This is a genomic window from Anaeromassilibacillus sp. Marseille-P3371 (assembly GCF_900169665.1).
Classification (GTDB): domain Bacteria; phylum Bacillota; class Clostridia; order Oscillospirales; family Acutalibacteraceae; genus Anaeromassilibacillus.
In genome coordinates this window covers 2,685,405-2,702,029 of record NZ_LT835157.1, presented here as the reverse complement: position 1 = coordinate 2,702,029, position 16,625 = coordinate 2,685,405, and the positions used below count along the sequence as shown (strand labels likewise).

Here is a 16,625-nt window from a genome sequence, read left to right as displayed (position 1 = left end):
GTGAACATTTCTACCGCAACTTTGGACTATATGAGAAAAGTCCGAACAGTTTTCTGCCCGGACTTCCTCGATCAATCGTAAATCAATTCCGCTTTCACAATCTCCTCTGCCTGTGCCTTGCAAGCGTTCATCTGCCGCACCCATTCCATTTGGTTTTCGGCTTTCAGCCTTTCGGTCACGCCGTACTGCTTTGCCAGTTGCGGCACGATCAGCTCCATGCGATTTCGTGCCGCTTCGTCAATCTCGGCGCAATGCTCAAAGAGCTTGTCGGATAGCACCAGCTCATTGAACAGTATCGGACGGTGCATTTCCAGATACGCCTTGCGAAGTCTGCCGTAGTGTCCGAGGGGTTTGGTCTTGCGGATAACGATGTTCGGGATAAGATAATCGCCGTTCTGTGTATAAGTGATATTCATGCTGTTTGTACTCCTTTCATCGGCTCTCTCTGCGGTAAACTGCTGACAGGAACGAACACGCCCTTTGCAATGCCCTCCGCACGAATGGCGGCTTTCTTGGCTTCGATTTCTGCTTTTTTTCTCCCCTTGATTTTGTCCTCGTATCGCTTCTGCGCTCCGCTGGCTTTCCGCTTCAAGTAGTTCTGATGAAGCCTGTCCTTGCGTTCCTCACGCTTGCGGATTTCCTCTAATTCCTCCGGGGTAAGCTCCACTTCACCAAACGCCGGGGGAACAAATCGACCGACAAAATTGAAGTAAATCTCGACCTCCTGTGTGGTCTGTATACTGCCTTTGCGGTCACGCTCATGCACAAGGATTTTCTCGATAAACTCGTTGAGCATGGCAATGGTCAGCTTGTCGAAGTTCTCGTACTTGTCAATCAGAGCGATAAAACGATCAGCGTCCTTTTCGTGCTTCTCATAGCTCTTGACAGCCTTTTCCAGAACAGAGACTTCAGCGGTAAGCTCGGACTGTTCCTTTTCGTATTGAGCGTCCAGAGTGGCGTATCTGCTGTCGGACAGCTTTCCTAAAATGTTGTCCTCATAGATTTTGCAGAGCAGGACTTCCAGCTCGGAAACTCTCTGCTTTGCGGTGGTAAGGCGTGTCCGCTGTTTCCTGACCTCTGCCGTCTGCTGGCTGGACTGCGCTTCCTGCACCACACGGACAAACTCGGCTCGGTCATGCTTGGCATACTCTGCAATGGCTTTCAGCATTTCAGAGACAAGGGACAGTACCACATCTTCATTGATACGGTGCTGTGTCGTGCAGAGCTTTCCAACTGGGACTTTGCTGTATTGGGAACAGGTATATTGAGAAATACGCTTGCCGTTGTTGGTACGGTGGACATACATCTTGCCGCCGCAATCGGCACAATAAAGCAAGCCTGTGAGGGGAGCCGCTTCGCCCCAGCCGTCCGGGTAGCGTCTGACATTCCCACGGATTTTCTGCACAAGGTCAAAGGTCTGCTGGTCAATGATAGGCTCATGGGTATTCTCGAAAATTGTCCATTCGTCCTCCGGGACATAATGGCTTTTTTTGTCCTTGAAGTGCTTTCGGGTCTTGAAATTGATGGTGTGTCCCAGATACTCACGCTTTTCAAGAAGGTTGCAGATGGTGGAAGAACCCCAGCCGTACACATCTTTGAAAGTCTTGTTTTTGTTCACGCCCTCGCCGTGTTGGGCAAGGTAAGCGGACGGAATGAGGACTTTTTCTTCTTTCAGCTTGCTGGCGATCTGATACGGACCGTAGCCCTCAATCGTCATGGCAAAGATGCGCTTGACCACATCAGCGGCTTCGGGGTCAACCAACCATTGGTCTCTGGCTTCGTTCCAGAGATAGCCGTAAATGACCGTGCCTGTGAGGTGCTTGCCGGACTTGCCTTTTGACTGGAAAGTGGAACGGATTTTACGGCTGGTGTCTCTGGCGTAATACTCGTTCATAATGTTGCGGAAAGGGGTAAAATCATCGTCCCCTCTGGCACTGTCCACGCCGTCATTGATGGCGATAAGGCGAACGCCACGCTGACGCAGGATTTCCATAATCTGACCGACTTTCAGATAGTCACGACCCATGCGGCTCATGTCCTTGATACACAGGTACTCCACATTCCCGGCTTCCACCTCTTTCATCATTGCCAAAAATCCGGGACGGTCAAAGCAAGTACCACTAATGCCATCGTCCGTGAAATGGACAATGTTCGTAAAGCCCTGCCGTGCGGCGAACTCCTCCAACATAGCCTTTTGATTGGAAATGGAATTGCTCTCACGCTGTTGGTCATCATCTTTGCCAAAGTCATCACGGCTCAGTCGTTCGTACAGAGCTGTGATTTTCTCGCTTTTTCTCATAACTTGCGCTCCTTTCTTCGGTTTTAGGTTATGTGTTCTAAGAGACTTCCCAACCGCTTGATTAAGAAGTCTTTTAGAGCATACAACACCGGCAGCCAGTTTGAATTTGCGGTACTGCTTCACGGCGAAGTGGTCCGGGTGCTCCTTCTCCAGCTTGGCGAACAAAATATCCACGGGCGACTGAAATTCCTCGTCGTCCTCTCTGGCCTCCGATGCGTTGATGAGCTCCAGCAGCGTGAGAAAGTTCTTTTCCTCCGGCTCCGCCTCGTACCAGATGTACCCAATCAGGGCACAGTACAAAAGCCGCTCGGCCTTCACCCAAAAATCTTCCGAGGATTTTTCTCCATCGCCTTTGGTGTTGGCAATAATGACATTGACCAATTTGAGGATGTCTTTCTCCGACCGGATATAGGCGAAGGGGTTGTATTTCATGCTCTTTTTGAAGTTGATGGTGTTGAGGACCTTAATGCGGTACGGCTCATAGATGACCTTCCTGTGGGCATCCCGCATGGGCTTTCCGTTCTCGTCCAGCTTGGGGATGCCCCGCCGCAGCATGGTCCCCACCTCGGACAAAAGCTGTCCTTTGGGATCAGTGACCACATAAGAACTGTGCATCTGCATGAGGGAGGGTTTGACGAAGAACCGGGTCTTGCCGCTGCCGCCGATGACCAGGATGTTTTTGTTCCGGGCGTACTTGGGATTTTTCGGGCGGCTGGACATGGTGAGCTTTTCCGTCTGGGTCAGAGGGATGTTCCAGTCGGGGACCGGATCGACATAAGGGGCAATATCCGCCGCCGTGCCCCATGAAGCGTTTTGTCAAGTGCTTTTTTGAGTTATTGACGCAAATTATCGTGAAAGTGCGAAAGTGCAAAGTGCAAAGGGTCTGCGTTTTGCACTTTCAGCTTGCGGGTTCGGGCGGCTGCTTCTTCTTGATGAAGTTGTACCATTGACCGCCGACGCGCCTTGCGCCCAATATGCCGCCCATGTTGCGCTTGGCGTTCTGCACCGTCCTCTCGGATATTCCGGCTTCGGCTGCGGCCTTTACAATGTCCTCGCTGGCAAGCTCTTTCCCGTCTGCAAGCAGGTCAAGTATCAGCCGTTCCGCCTGCTCGGTCTTGGTGGCTGTGTTGCCGCCCGCGCCGGACAGCAGCTCGTCGGCGGTAATGTCATACTCGCCTATCCACGAAAAGCCCGTTTCCGGGTCAAGGCAAAAGGCAACGGGCTTGCCCTCCGGCGCAAGGGAAGATTTGTCATGGACGATTACCCGCACATTCGGTTCTCGCTTCACGCGCCCGATCAGCAGGACGCTCCTTGCTGCGGCGCGGAAGTCGATAGAACCTAAGCCCCGGTATGCGCTCTGCCCTCCGGCAGCTTTGTTGAGATGTCCGATAAGGATAACGGCGCACCCGGTACGCTCGGCAACATCGGCAAGGCGGCGGAACATGGGGCGCACTTCGTTTGCCCGGTTCATGTCGGCTTTTTCGCCCATGTACGCCTGTATGGGGTCAAGGATAATCAGCCGCGCCCCGTTCTGCGTGATTGCCTTTTCTATGCGCTCATCGGAGAGGGTAAGCTCCCGCTTGGCTTCATCAATCACAAGCACCCGGTCAAGGTCTGCGGCGGCTTCTATCAAGCGTGGCTTGACGGTATCTCCCAAACCGTCCTCGGCGGTCTGGTAAATCACTTGGAATGGCTGCAAGGATTTCATTCCCGGCAGCGTTCCCCCGGTGGTGCAGGCGGCGGCAAGGCGCAGCGCAAAGGTGGTCTTGCCCTCGCCGGGATTGCCTTGCACAATGGTTACTTTCCCAAAGGGGATATACGGCTTCCATAGCCATTCAACGGTCTGTGTATCAACCTCGCTCATGCGGATAATCTCAACGGTTTCTTCCTGCGGCGGCTCTTTCAAGCCGTAAATCGCTTCCCGGATATACTTCCCGTCCGCGATTTCTGCCCGGTGCTGCAACACCTCGTTCCAATCCTTGAAAAGAGGGATAAGCCGGTGGACGGTGTAGCCCTCCGGCATGAGCTTCACAAGGCGGCTGCAAGCGTCGTTCCCTGCTTCGTCGCTGTCAAGGCAGAGAAAAACGGTCTTGATGTTCGGACGGTCAGAAAGGAAACGCAACAGGGCTTTTTCTCCCACGCCGCCCAGTGCAAGGTAGCTTTGTTTCTGCCATTCCTTTTTGAACAGGCAGAGGAAAGATAAGAGGTCTATCGGGGCTTCAAAGACAAACAATCTTTCGCCCTCGCCCCGGTAGCAGAAGTTAAAGGCTTTGTCGCTGCCTTTCACATCAAGCCGGAATCTCCCGGCTGTGCCGCGCTGGTGGGCGTATCGCGGTATGCCGCTTTCATCTCTGCCGACGAATACGGCGTTATGGTGGGCGGCTTCCTCGTAAATATCCCCGGTGGAAAAGAAAAAGCCCGTCACATCTTCATCAATGCGGCGGGCGGCTGTGAGGTAGTTCCTCGCTGTTCTATTGTCGCTGTTTGGGGGCGGTAGCCGGAAGTCGGATAGGGACGCAGGGCAAGGTCTGTCCGGCGGTTGGGCTGCGCCTTTTTCTCCTGTCAGCATTTCAACGGCTTCGGTGAAGCTCTTGCCGAAAAACTCCATGACAAAATCAATGGGTGCGCCGCCCTTGCTCTGGCTGTGCCTGTACCATTTGTTTCCCCGGACGGTCAGGCTGTCGTGCCGCTTCCAGCGGTATTCATTCCCGGCGCGGGTAAGCTGCTCGCCCTGTGATTGCAGGAAAGAAACAAGGTCAGCTTGGTTGGCGCGGTCTATTTGTTCTTGGGTGTAATACATAAAAGTTCAACTCCTTTCAGCGGTCTATATCATGCCGTTTGGTGCGGCTCTGCATCTGCTCCGGCTGGTCGGCACGGAGTGCAATATCCACGCACCTGCGGATTTTTTGAAGCTCGGCAACCTCGGCGCGGGTATCTTTCAGTTTGGTATAATCGCTGTCCCTCTGTGTTTTGAGGTCAGCATATTCCTGTTCCCATTCCGCAATAGGCAAGGTCTTTGTTCCTTTCGGCAGATTTGCATGGAGATAGCGGTTTGCCGCGTCCCATAGGGTAAGCTCGGCGCGGTGGGCTTCGGCGTACTTCTCCTGTTTTCCTTTCCAGCGGATTTGCCGATACTCGTCCTGCATGGGCTTGTAGGTCTGATAATTTCTGCCGTACTCCATGAGTTTTTGCAGTTCTTTCATGCGCTGCTCGGCGGTTTTCATTCCCTCCCGGATTGAATAGGCTCTATCACTGACAGAGGAAAGAGAAGCGTCCAGCTCGTCAAGATTAGAGATGCCATGCTCGGAGAGATAGTTGACCGCTGCCGCTATGGTTTTCAGTTCATCGGCTGTGTGCTGTTGTTGCCAACGCTGCGAATACTTCCGGCTCTTTTCTCTCTGAACGCTCAAATACTTCATCAACAGGTTTGCAAGGTTGGGAGATTGCGGCGGCTGTTTTGGGGCGGTTTCCCGCGCTTTGAAGAGGTCGGCAATCCATTCTTTGAGCTTCCCAATCTGCGCCCGGATTTCCCGGATAAGGCGGTTTGTCTTTTGAATACTGCGGTTCAGTTCGCCTTTCTCGGTGGCGATACCTTTCTTCTCCATCTGGCAAGCCGCCACGCCCATGTGGACGGTGGGTATCTCGTCAATGCCGCGCTCGGCGTTGCTGCGGTGGTCGATGCGCTCCGGGCTTCCGTTTCTCTCCAAAAAGTTGTTGGTATAGTCAGCCCATGCCTTGCGCCACAAGAGGGTGTTGTCCTTGTCGTTCCAGCCTGTAAGGTCAATTTTGTGCGTCTTGTATCTGCCGCTTGGCAAGCGGATACGCTCGCCGTTTTCGTCAAGGTCATATTCCTTTTTGGATTTCGCTGCCCACGCGCCGCGCTCGTCAAGGGGGCGCATAGTCAGCATGATATGACAATGGGGGTTGCCGCTGTTGGTGTCGTGAATGGCAAAATCCACACACATTCCTCTGGAAACAAATTGAGAGGAACAGTATTCCCGGACAAGCCGGATCTGTTCCTCTCTGGATAATTCTGTGGGGAGCGCCGCGTCAATCTCTCTGGCAAGCTGGGCGTTCCCGGCTTTCTCGTAAAGCTCCACGCTGTTCCACAAGGTTGAACGGTCAGCGAACGAGGGCGGTGCGTGGGGCGGCAACATGATTTCTGTATGGACAACGCCGCCTTTGCGAGTGTAGTCATGGGTCATTCCGTCCCATTCGTTTGTCAGCTTTTCGCCGCTTCGGTAGGCGGCTGCGGCAACGGCTGATTTGCCTTTTCCTCGGCTCACAATGCCGATGTTCCAATGGTAAATGGCTATGGGTATCACCTCCCGGATAGGATAATAAAACCCGCAAAAATGGTACAGACGCCAACGGCGGGTGTACTGTTTTTGTGGGTGTGCAGGGATAGCCGCGAAGCGGCGCAAGGGGTGCAGCCCCTTGTTGCGGCAAAGCCGCCATATCGGAGCGCGGGGAAAGTTCCCTGTGCGGAGATAAGCCCTCGGCAGAGCGCACACGCCCGTAAGGGTGTATAAGTGCGCCCTTAGTGCCTAAGGGATTTTCAGCTTGTCGCTCCCTCGGCTCGTTTTTTCAGATATTCCCGCGCTGGTTCACTCGTCAAGGCGAGCCTAAGAAGTGCTGCGGCTTCCTCGTCGGTCATGTTCTTTGCTTCCGGCACAATGCTTTCAAAGACCGCGCCCCGGACAATAAGGCGGTGGCTGCGCGTTCTGCGTTCTTCTTTGGATAGCTTCTGACGCAACATCTTTTCCCGGTTCTCAAACTGCCGGATTTTCTTCTTTCCGTCCTCAATCTCGGCTTGCAACTCCTCGCGGGTTTTCTCTCTTGGCTTTGTCATGGTTAGGCGCTCCTTTCTGCTCATAAGCATAGAAAAAGGACAGTCGATTTTCTCGGCTGCCCTTGTAAAATAGAAAACTTATTTACTTTGCAAGAAGGTTTTGTTCGGATACTTTTTCATCAGAAGTATGGCTTGTTTGGGCGTGGGGCATATCAGTCTGAGTTTCCGTCAAAGTCTGTGTTATGATAGTGTTCATATAACCAGTATTTTCCCTCAAACTCAACGACAATGTTATCGCCGTACTGATAAACCGCAGCCCCTACAATATCATCATTTGCTTGGAAATTTTCTTTTGGTTCTTCCGAAGAACTAACTGTGTTTTCGATTTTTCCTAACAAATTGAAAGAACTTTTTTCATCTGCGAGGTTGGATTGAGAGTCAACGATTTGATAAAGCGTATCATTTACATAGACCATAGGAGCAATATCTCCAGAAATGGGAACCAATGCCTTTAGCAAATCTTCTCCTGTTACACCTAATTGTGCTTCATCGCTTGCAAAAGGAATACGCAGCAGGTATTGTTGGTCTACTTCGTAAAGATATATATAAATGCCTGAGCCAACATCTTGTGTGTCACCTAAAAGAGAAAGAACATCTTCTCTTGTCATGGTCGGTGTTAGTTCTTTAATTTGCTCAGATGTTACCTGCGTCGGTGTATCGAGCGGTTCTTTGTTTTCTGGTATTAGACTAAGGATTTCTTCAGTCAACGGGTTACTTTCTCCTGCGTCAATCGTTTTTGCAGCTTCTTTTATTTCTTTATGAGAATAGTCGCTCAAATCTTCAATAGCAATGCCGAGAGAATTGAGATAATCAACCGCTGCATTATATTGAATTATATCAACGGCAAATGCGGTCAATGGTATCATCAAGCACAAGCAAGCTGCAATAGCCCCCCACTTTACCCAAATGGGCTTTTTGGCTTTCTTCTTGTAGTTGAGAGCTTCATCGACATATTTTGTGTCAAGCTCGCTCATAGCGTCGGAAAACTTCTTTGCATTCATACGAATACCTCTCTTTCAATCAAATATTGCTTCATCTTCTCGCGGATACGGGTCAGCCGGACAGAAATGTTTTTTTCTGAAAGCCCCATAAACTCGGCTATGTCCTTATAGCTGTCGGAAAACCAATAGCGGCGCATGAAAATAACGCGGTTTTCGGTAGTCAGCGTGTCTAAAAATGCTTCAATGATACGGGCTAACTCTTTGGCTTCGATTTCTGCTTCTACTGTATTCGGGGCTGCTATACAGGCTTCAATTTCTTCCAAAGCAATCGTGTAATGGCTGCTCCGTTTGGCTGCTTCCTTTCTCCAATAGATTTTGAGTGAAATGTTCCGAACGATTTTAACAAGATAAGATAGCAGCGGGTTAGGTCGTGCCGGGGGAATGGCGTTCCATGCGCCTAAATAAGCGTCGTTTACACATTCCTCCGCGTCTTGTCTGCTGCCTACGATATGGTAGGAAAGATTGTGGCAGACCTTTCCGTATTTTATATCCAGCTCTCGTATGCCTTGTTCTGAACGTCCAAAAAACATTTCTATGATTTTTTCGTCGTCTATCATCTCACCGCCTCCTTTCGGGCTTCACCTATGTACTACGGTTTCAGCGGCAAATACTACATCTAATTCGAAACTTTTTCAAAAAAATTATAGCACATCTTTTTGAATAGGGTGTGTCAAGTTGCCGGAATGTTTCTTTGCCGCTTTGCTGGCGGCGTTCCTCCGTTCCTCACTGTATGGGGCGGTCAGACGGAAGGAGAAACGCCCCTTTGCAATATCAAACTCCATGCAGCCCGTTTCGGGGTCTGCGTCGGTCTGCTGGCAGATCGTCGGATAACGGCGGCTGTATGCAAGTAGCCGCTTTTTCAAATCGGTGTTGTGGGTGCGGACATGGATTAGCGGGTCTTTCTCGTCAAACCAAATATCGGTGGTCTTTTCCTGCTTGGTAAGCCCTGTTCTCATGCAAGCTCCTTTCTTCGCCCTTGTTACGCAATAGGGGCATTTTTCGGATGTTTTCTCCGGCTCTTGACTTGGGGAAAATGAGGGTTTTCAAATAGAAACCGCCCGGACGGGGAGTGTATCGTCAGGGCGGCTGTTATCGCAAGATTTCTGTTTTTTCCGGCTCTTGACCGTCAGACGCGGATAAACGCGAGCTGTCGGCAAGTACCAGTTTGAGCAGCTTGTCGCGGAATGTTTCTGTGCTGCTGTGATTGAAAAATAACTCCGCAACAATGGTCTGCCCGTTCCTCCGGGTTGTGATGATACTGTCGGGGGTCTGTTCTGCCATAGGCGGCTCCTTTCTTTGGGCGCAAAAGAGGGATTTCCCGTAGTTCGGAAAATCCCTCTTGGTTGACGGTTATTCTGTTTTACTGTGCGGGCTGTGCGGCGGCTGCCTGCGCCTTTCTCCTTGCCCGGTATTCCCGTGCTTTCATGCGGTCATACTCCCGCTGCCTTTCAAGGTTTCGCGCCCGGTACTCCCTTGAATACTGCCGGTGGTAGGCGCGGCTCTTTTCCTTTTTGGCTTCTTCGATTTCCTCCCGCATTTGCCGGATTCCCTGCTCGGTCGGCTCTGCAAGCTGTGTCACTTCGTTCTCAAACTTGCCAATATAATTGAAATATATGCTGATGTGCTGGATTGCGTATCTCGCCCTTTTCTGGTCGCGCTCATGCACTTCAATCCGGCTGATAAACTCGTTGAGAATGGCGGGGGTCAGGTCGGTAAAGGCGGCATGGCGTTCCGTCAGCTTCAAAAACTTCTGCGCCCGTCCTCCCGCGTTCTCATAAGCGGATAGCTGCTCTTGGAGCGTGGCAAGCTCCGCTTTCAGCGCATAGTATTCTTCCGAATACTTCTGCGACATCTGCTCATAGCGGTCTTGCGGGATCGTGCCGAGGGCGTTGTCCTCATAGAGCTTATTCAGCACCTTGTCAATCTGTTCAAGGCGCGTCGTGATTTGCGGAATACGCTTCTGTTGCTTTTTGGTCTGGTCGGTCTGCTGCATGGCAAGGTTCTTTTTCACTAATGCTTCAAACTCCGCCCGATTGCTGATAGAATAGTCCTCGATTTTCTTCAGCACTTCCGCGATGGTCTGCATGAGCAAGTCCGCGTCCATGATGTGCGGGGAATTGCATTTGGGGTTCTTGGCTTTTCCCTTGTGGTACTCGCTGCAAAAAGCAACGTGCCGCTTGCCGCCGTTCCGGTAATCTATACGAATGTGCATTTTTGCGCCGCAGTCCTTACAGAAAAGCAAGCCGGACAGAGGGTGGATTTCCCCGTCCCCGTTGGGGCGTTTGACGGGCGCGTTTTCTAAAATCCGCTGTACGGTTTCAAAATCGCTGCGGCTGATAATCGGCTCATGCACATTTTCTGTGATGTGCCACTGGCTCCGGTCTACATAGTGGTTATGTTTATCCCGGAAATGCTTTGTAGTCTTGAAGTTGACCACATCGCCGCAATACTCCTGCCGTGTGAGGATATTGGTCAAGGTGGCTTTGTTCCACTTGCAGCGGTTATCCTCGTTGAGAGTCTTATTTTTACAGGTTCCCCGCCCGCGGTCTTTCATGTAGAAAGTGGGGGTTGGGATTTGCTCGTTTTTCAGATGCACGGCGATTTGGTTGCGGTTCTTCCCGCCGATAAACAGACGGAAAATCAAACGGACAACCTCGGCGGCTTCTTCGTCGATTATCCAAAAATCCTTGTTGTCCGGGTCTTTGACATAGCCGTAAGGGGCTTCGGTGACAATCGGCTTTCCACTCATACCTTTGGTCTTAATGCCCGTTTTCACTTTCTTGCTGATGTCCTTTGCGTACCACTCCGACATGATATTGATAAAGGGCGCAAACTCCAATGTGTCGGGCTTCTCGCTGTCTATCCCGTTGTTGACCGCGATAAAGCGCACATTGTTCCGCCTGAATATCTCCATCGCGTTGCCGACTTGGAGATAGTCACGCCCCCAGCGGGTAAGGTCTTTCATAATGCAGACACCGATTTTCCCGTTTTCCACATCGTCCATCATGCGGGAGTAGGCGGAACGGTCAAAAAACCTGCCGCTTTCGTCGTCGTCAATGTAGTGCCGGATATTGGTTAGGTGCTGCCCTCTGGCATAGTTCTCCAAAAATATTTTTTGGTTCTGTATGCTGTTGCTCTCGCCGCCGTCCCTGTCCTCGTCGCCCACGGAAAGGCGGGAGTAAAGGGCTGTAATTTTGCTATAATCAGTCATGTGCATAACCTCCTGTGCGTCCATGTATGTGTCATTTACACTTAAAATTATGCACTCCAACGTGCGCTGCCGTATTCTGCGCCCTTGCGGTATTTGCGGGCATTTTTCCCTTTGAAATAGACAATCAGACGGATAACCACCGCGCCCACAATGCCAATAAGCAAATCCAACGGGTGAACGCTCGGCAAGGCATTTGAAAACGCTTCGGAAAATCCCTGTGTGATATTGAGTATCTTTTCGGAAATATCCGCGCCGGGGGCAAGCCGCACCGCCTGTCCCACCTTATCAAAGAGATAGACAAAGAACACATACGGGATATTCGGGATTATCAGCTTTTTGTAGTTTATCTGCTTCATATCTCGCGCCCCCTGTCTATTTTCTTTACCTTGTCGCGGGCGGCGTTAAGCTGCTTCGCCTTGTCCTTTGCTGCGGCAAGGGCTTTGCGGATAGAGGGCTTTTTATCCCTGTTCAGCTTCTTTGCGGAAAACTCTTGAAACGCTGCGGTCATAACGTCCGCGTCCCTGCCTTTGAAAAACACAAGGTAACGGGTCTGTTCGCCCTTAACCTTTTTCAGCGAAAAATCTATGTTGTATTTCTTCGCGGTACTCTCAAAGGCTTTGATATTGCTGTCGGTGATCTCGATGTTGGAAACCCCCGCATTTTGCTTCATAAGCTGCCGCATGGTCTGTTTCCCATGCGGTGCTTTGCTTTTCTGCTCCAAAAACTTCTTGATTGCTTTCTGTAACGCCTGTTCGGTAAGCCTTGCCGCGCCTTTTCCCACGTTGACGGATAGGGCAATCGTTTTTTGGGTTACTTCCTCCTGCAAGGTATCAACTCCTTTCCCGGTAAACTGCGGCTATGCTCATTTGCTGCCGTAAAAGTCGTGATTGACAAGGGCGGTATAGTAGCTGTCAATGGTACTCGGCGCGTTGAACAGCACCGCTTTTAGATACTGCTTGATGTTGCGGATTTTGGTTGTGTTCTCCCTCATGCAGTCCAAAACAAACTCAACGTGGCTGCTGTTCAGCTTCATAAACTTTGATTTGACAAGTTCGGCGGGGTAGTCGTCCCCGGCGATACGGATTGTCTTTCGGGCTGTGCAGACGGTTTCCAGCATGATTTCTACAATCTCGTCCAAACGGTCTTTATCCATTTTGGGGTCTTGAATGAGAATGTCATAGTCGATGTTTTCTTTGATGATTTCCCGATAAATCTCTATTGCACTGTTTGTTTTCGCTTCCGTTCTTTTCCTTTCCGGCGGCGCAGCCGCTTCGTCCTGCTCATAAGGCAAGGGATTTAGGGAATGGAAAGGAATGGAATGGGTACTTGATAGATCAGTAATTGATTGTTCTTTACTTGATATATCTTTATTTAATTGCGTTGGATTTTCCAACGTAGGTTTTTCCTGCGTAGGTTTTTCCAACGTTGGATTATCCAATGTTGGATTTTCCAATGTAGGTAAATCCAATATAGGCGGCTGTCCGCCGCTGGTAGCTGCTTCCGGCTCTCGCGGCTGCGGCTGCTCGTATATGACGTAATCTGCGCCCCGCAAGCGTCCCTTTTCGTCGCGCTCCCGGCTGCGCACGATATATCCGGCTTTTTCGAGTTCCTTTACCGCTTCGCGGATTGCGTCGATCTTCTCCCGGTTGATATGGGATAAGCCCGCAAGGGTATAATCCCAATCTTCGGGCAGCGAAAGCATTTGCGACAACAAGCCCTTTGCCTTTAAGGACAATTCCTTGTTTCGCAAGTGGTGGTTGCTCATAACGGTATATCCCGTATTTCGCTCCACTCTGAAAACTGCCATATTTCCTCACTTCCTCTCTTGGTATGCGTGGACAATTAGAAAGCCGTTTTCGGCTGTTTTGGTATTGCAATATGCCCTTTGCCGTTTTCGCGTCTGCAAAGCCGCATGGCACAAGGGCTTTTGCCCGTCTATTTGTCCATGCTGGCGTGCGTTTTCCGCGTCCTTTTGCCGGGGCAATAGGGACACTCTTTGAAAACGCAAAACTCATATTTCCATTGTGGGCGGTAGAAACGGCAAGTACCGCAATCTTCATCATCTCCGGCACAACCGGATTGATAGCGGTCAAATCCCGGCTTCTGCTGCATGATCAGTTCAAACGCCCGCTGCTTGCCCTTTGTGAAATACATTCCGGCTGCGCCTCCTTTCCTGCGGGCATAAAAAAACGGCGTTACTTTCTCCCCAAAAGGGGTTAAGGTAACGCCGCTTGTGTGCGTATTCAGTTTTTAACACATTCCCTGTCTATCCGCTGTCCGCAAAACCATTGATTTTATTAGCTTTTTGCCGCTATCGCTATCACACCTCATTATTCGATAGACCCGGTTGGAATGAAATGATAGGACTTTCGGAAGCCGGAAAGGTCAAGACGGTTATCGTAAAGGATATGTCCCGCATGGGGCGTGATTATCTGAAAGTTGGCTATTACACCGAAAGTTTCTTTGCCGAGCGTGATATTCGCTATATCGCAATCAATGACGGCGTAGACAGCGACAAAGGCGATAATGATTTTACCCCTTTCAGAAACTTGTTCAATGACAACCTTGAATAAAGAATGACAAAAAATCATCAGTGCGTAAGCAATCAGAAAATCCAAACCGCCTGTCCCTATGGCCGAGCGAAACGGTCTAAGGAACAGGCGGTTTTCTTTGACTTAAATAGGTGGATAGATAGGACGATTTACTGTCAGGATAAAGGTCGATTTTGGGCATTTTCTTTCGCTGTAAGCGGCTTTTGAAGGGCTTGCCATATCCGGATATTCCCGCATAGGGAAACGCCGCTCAGAGCGCAAATCCGGTGTTTCTCCGTCCCTCCACATGGGGAATATCCACATATGGATAATCCAGATGTGGCAAATCCACACACGGAAAAACCACACGGGGAAAATCCCGCACAATAAAATACTAAATAAAGAAATATCAAAGAATCAAGTAACAATCTAATTAAATATCAATCTATCAATCTTGATGATGGCTTTCTGCGATTCATTGTCATGCCAAATGTTAAGAGTTATTTTCCATTTCCCGATAAGCCTTTGGAGAACAGCCCGTTTTTTCTTTAAAGCACTTTCCAAAATGGCTCATTTGATGAAACCCAACAGCAACGGCAATATTTCCGATAGGTTCATTCGTCTTTTTCAAAAGCTGCGCGGCTTTTGAGAGCCGGTATTCTGTCAGATACTTATAGGGCGTGGTATTCATGCTCAGTTTGAAACAGCGGGAACATTCTGATTTGCTGATATTGGCGCTCATGGATAGGTCAGACAATGTAATATCTTCCGCATAGTGTTCTTCAATGAAACGGAGAATTTTTTGCATACGGAGCCGGACTATGCTTTCCCTCTGTTCCTGCGGAAGTGTAACGTGTTTCCTCATAACCAGCCATAGCAAGGAGAGCTGCACTAAAATTTCATACACATAAAAGTCGGTCTTGTTCTTCTCAATCTGAACCAACTTCTTTAACTGCGCTATGACTTCTTTGTGCCAGTCAAGGGCGGTTGTAAAATGGATAAAGGCCATTCGGTCATTTGATGTCACGCTGTCTACAAAATCCTTTGCTGGACTTCCGGCATAAAATTCGAGGAAATAAGCTGGGAAGAGGAAACTGTTGTAATGACAATTTTCCAGCCGCCGTACATCATGTACCACATTCTTGTTGATGAACAATCCCTCTCCGGTGTGAATCAGAACCGAGGTATCAAGTGTCTGCACCTCTATTGTACCTTCCAGCACCAAAATGAATTGCAGATCCTCATGCCAGTGCATAACATGAAATCCGGGATTTCTGGGAAAAGAATTGTCATTGATAACATCGAGGACAAGGTAGGGAAAATCCGTGTCAATGTTCAAATTGACCGAGTTGATATATTGTTCTCTATCCAAATCCATTTCTGTTCTCCTTTGGGAATATTATGATAATATCCGGCGATTTTTTAATATCACACAGCATTTCTTTGTGATAAAATCATAGTGCAAGGGAATAAAAAAGTCAAGACAACAGGAGGTGTGCGAATTGTATTTCTACTATGCCGAGCGCGAAGTAGAATATCTGAAAACCAAAGACGAGCGTTTGCGTGAAGTCATTGAAAAAATCGGCCACGTTGACCGCGAGGTAGATACCGACCTGTTTTCTTCCGTGGTACATCACATCATCGGCCAGCAAATATCGACAAAGGCGCAGGCAACAATATGGGCGAGAATGAAAGCGCAGTTTGGATAAGTGAACGCAGAGAGCATTTCGGCAGCCGATATAGATACGTTGCAGTCTTTTGGAATGACATTCCGAAAAGCTGAATATATCAAAGATTTTGCTGAAAAAGTAAAGACCAGGAAATTTGCTTTACAGGAAATTTCCCAGTTGCCAGACAACGAAGCAATCAAGGCGCTGGCTTCTTTGAAAGGAATCGGCGTATGGACAGCGGAAATGATTTTGCTGTTCTGCTTGCAGCGGCCTAACATATTCAGCTTTGACGATCTGGCAATCCAGCGCGGGCTGCGTATGGTCTACCACCACAGGACAATAGACCGCAAGCTGTTTGAAAAATACCGCAGGCGGTTCAGCCCTTATTGCAGCGTTGCCAGTTTGTATTTGTGGGCTGTTGCGGGCGGGGCTATTCCCGGCATGAAAGACTATGCGCCGAAGAAAGGAGGAAACCGTGGAACGAGAAGAAAAGATAAAGGCAGTCAAAAACAAGGAAAAACGGTATGACGGACAATTTTTTGTTGCAGTAAAATCTACGAAAATTGTTTGCTGCCCGTCCTGTTCATCACGCACACCATTAGAGAAGAACATGGTGTTCTTTGATGCTTTGGAAGAAGCCTTGAAAAACGGCTACCGCCCTTGTAAACGGTGCAAGCTAAAAATAGGAGGAAGTAAAAAATGGCAAACATTATTGTTTTGTTTGAAGTGAAGCCCACAAAGGCTGGAATGAAGAAATACCTTGACCTTGCAGCTATGTTGAAGCCCTTGCTTGCCGGATTTGAGGGTTTTGTCCGGGCAGAGCGGTTTTCCAGTCTGAATGAGGACGGCAAGCTGTTGTCCATGAATATATGGACGGACGAGGCCGCCATAGAGCGTTGGAGAAACGCCATGCAGCACCGCATGAGCCAGAAAGAGGGACGGGAAAAACTGTTTGAGAGTTATAAAATTACGGTCTGCTCCGAAATCCGTTCCTACACGGACACGGAACGCGCACAGGCTCCACAGGACTCTAATCAGTATTTTGAATTGGAGGGCTGATA

At 49.6% G+C, this 16,625-nt stretch carries 18 protein-coding genes and 3 pseudogenes; 5 read left to right on the top strand and 16 right to left on the bottom strand.

Going from position 1 to position 16,625, the window contains the following annotated elements; genetic code table 11:
• Nucleotides 1-71: 71 nt before the first annotated feature.
• The 15 genes and pseudogenes from B9Y59_RS11150 to B9Y59_RS11085 all read right to left on the bottom strand — a co-directional run bounded on the left by B9Y59_RS11150 (nt 72) and on the right by B9Y59_RS11085 (nt 13,517).
• Entirely contained in the window at nt 72-416 is a 345-nt protein-coding gene (locus B9Y59_RS11150; protein ID WP_085533511.1) for a TnpV protein, read from the bottom strand.
• Nucleotides 413-2,299, bottom strand: coding sequence for a DUF4368 domain-containing protein (locus B9Y59_RS11145; protein ID WP_442856183.1), 1,887 nt, complete (start codon nt 2,297-2,299; stop codon nt 413-415). The genes B9Y59_RS11150 and B9Y59_RS11145 overlap by 4 nt, the downstream gene beginning before the upstream one ends.
• A 141-nt stretch (nt 2,300-2,440) precedes the next feature.
• Nucleotides 2,441-2,809: pseudogene (locus B9Y59_RS16835) on the bottom strand (type IV secretory system conjugative DNA transfer family protein); the annotation flags it as partial.
• A gap of 388 nt (nt 2,810-3,197) precedes the next feature.
• Nucleotides 3,198-5,099 (bottom strand): AAA family ATPase, encoded by a 1,902-nt coding sequence (locus tag B9Y59_RS11140; protein WP_085533506.1) that lies wholly within the window; start codon nt 5,097-5,099, stop codon nt 3,198-3,200.
• A 16-nt stretch (nt 5,100-5,115) separates the two neighbouring features.
• Entirely contained in the window at nt 5,116-6,585 is a 1,470-nt protein-coding gene (gene mobQ, locus B9Y59_RS11135; RefSeq protein WP_442856160.1) for a MobQ family relaxase, read from the bottom strand.
• A gap of 272 nt (nt 6,586-6,857) precedes the next feature.
• Nucleotides 6,858-7,151 carry a DUF3847 domain-containing protein gene (locus B9Y59_RS11130; protein ID WP_008982219.1) on the bottom strand — a complete coding sequence of 98 codons (294 nt, stop codon included), beginning with the start codon at nt 7,149-7,151 and terminating at the stop codon, nt 6,858-6,860.
• Between the two features lie 152 nt (nt 7,152-7,303).
• Entirely contained in the window at nt 7,304-8,152 is an 849-nt protein-coding gene (locus B9Y59_RS11125) for a hypothetical protein (RefSeq protein ID WP_085533504.1), read from the bottom strand.
• The gene (locus tag B9Y59_RS11120) at nt 8,149-8,709 is read right to left on the bottom strand and encodes an RNA polymerase sigma factor (protein ID WP_005922902.1); all 561 of its coding nucleotides are present in this window, start codon (nt 8,707-8,709) and stop codon (nt 8,149-8,151) included. Before B9Y59_RS11120 ends, B9Y59_RS11125 begins: the two co-directional genes overlap by 4 nt.
• Before the next feature lie 84 nt (nt 8,710-8,793).
• Nucleotides 8,794-9,108 carry a hypothetical protein gene (locus B9Y59_RS11115; protein ID WP_085533502.1) on the bottom strand — a complete coding sequence of 105 codons (315 nt, stop codon included), beginning with the start codon at nt 9,106-9,108 and terminating at the stop codon, nt 8,794-8,796.
• Nucleotides 9,109-9,241: 133 nt separating this feature from the next.
• Entirely contained in the window at nt 9,242-9,433 is a 192-nt protein-coding gene (locus tag B9Y59_RS11110) for a transposon-encoded TnpW family protein (protein WP_085533500.1), read from the bottom strand.
• Nucleotides 9,434-9,512: 79 nt separating this feature from the next.
• Nucleotides 9,513-11,387, bottom strand: a complete 1,875-nt coding sequence (locus tag B9Y59_RS11105) for a recombinase family protein (protein WP_085533498.1) — start codon at nt 11,385-11,387, stop codon at nt 9,513-9,515.
• A 32-nt stretch (nt 11,388-11,419) separates the two neighbouring features.
• A pseudogene (locus tag B9Y59_RS11100) lies at nt 11,420-11,719 on the bottom strand (conjugal transfer protein TraG); the annotation flags it as partial.
• Nucleotides 11,716-12,189 (bottom strand): PcfB family protein, encoded by a 474-nt coding sequence (locus B9Y59_RS11095; protein ID WP_006775667.1) that lies wholly within the window; start codon nt 12,187-12,189, stop codon nt 11,716-11,718. The gene B9Y59_RS11095 and the pseudogene B9Y59_RS11100, both read right to left, overlap by 4 nt.
• Before the next feature lie 36 nt (nt 12,190-12,225).
• Entirely contained in the window at nt 12,226-13,170 is a 945-nt protein-coding gene (locus tag B9Y59_RS11090; RefSeq protein ID WP_021748558.1) for a DUF6017 domain-containing protein, read from the bottom strand.
• Nucleotides 13,171-13,298: 128 nt separating this feature from the next.
• Nucleotides 13,299-13,517 (bottom strand): hypothetical protein, encoded by a 219-nt coding sequence (locus B9Y59_RS11085; RefSeq protein WP_021748559.1) that lies wholly within the window; start codon nt 13,515-13,517, stop codon nt 13,299-13,301.
• A 164-nt stretch (nt 13,518-13,681) separates the two neighbouring features.
• On the opposite strand from B9Y59_RS11085, the pseudogene B9Y59_RS11080 reads away from it, so the two are divergent.
• Nucleotides 13,682-13,924 (top strand): annotated as a pseudogene (locus B9Y59_RS11080) (recombinase family protein); the annotation flags it as partial.
• A 463-nt stretch (nt 13,925-14,387) separates the two neighbouring features.
• On the opposite strand, the gene B9Y59_RS11075 reads toward B9Y59_RS11080, so the two are convergent.
• Entirely contained in the window at nt 14,388-15,272 is an 885-nt protein-coding gene (locus B9Y59_RS11075) for a helix-turn-helix transcriptional regulator (RefSeq protein WP_085533492.1), read from the bottom strand.
• A gap of 124 nt (nt 15,273-15,396) precedes the next feature.
• Here B9Y59_RS11075 and B9Y59_RS16830 point away from each other — a divergent pair, with 124 nt between their 5' ends.
• From B9Y59_RS16830 to B9Y59_RS11060, 4 genes are read left to right on the top strand one after another with little or no spacing between them, the layout of a single operon-like run.
• Entirely contained in the window at nt 15,397-15,603 is a 207-nt protein-coding gene (locus B9Y59_RS16830) for a DNA glycosylase family protein (protein WP_442856159.1), read from the top strand.
• A complete protein-coding gene (locus tag B9Y59_RS11070) occupies nt 15,604-16,092 on the top strand; it encodes a DNA-3-methyladenine glycosylase family protein (protein ID WP_442856158.1) in 489 nt (162 codons plus the stop codon). It begins immediately after the preceding gene.
• Nucleotides 16,016-16,294 carry an Ada metal-binding domain-containing protein gene (locus tag B9Y59_RS11065; protein ID WP_442856157.1) on the top strand — a complete coding sequence of 93 codons (279 nt, stop codon included), beginning with the start codon at nt 16,016-16,018 and terminating at the stop codon, nt 16,292-16,294. The genes B9Y59_RS11070 and B9Y59_RS11065 overlap by 77 nt, the downstream gene beginning before the upstream one ends.
• Complete coding sequence (locus tag B9Y59_RS11060) at nt 16,264-16,623, top strand: antibiotic biosynthesis monooxygenase family protein (RefSeq protein ID WP_085533488.1); 360 nt, start codon at nt 16,264-16,266, stop codon at nt 16,621-16,623. Before B9Y59_RS11065 ends, B9Y59_RS11060 begins: the two co-directional genes overlap by 31 nt.
• Nucleotides 16,624-16,625: the final 2 nt, after the last annotated feature.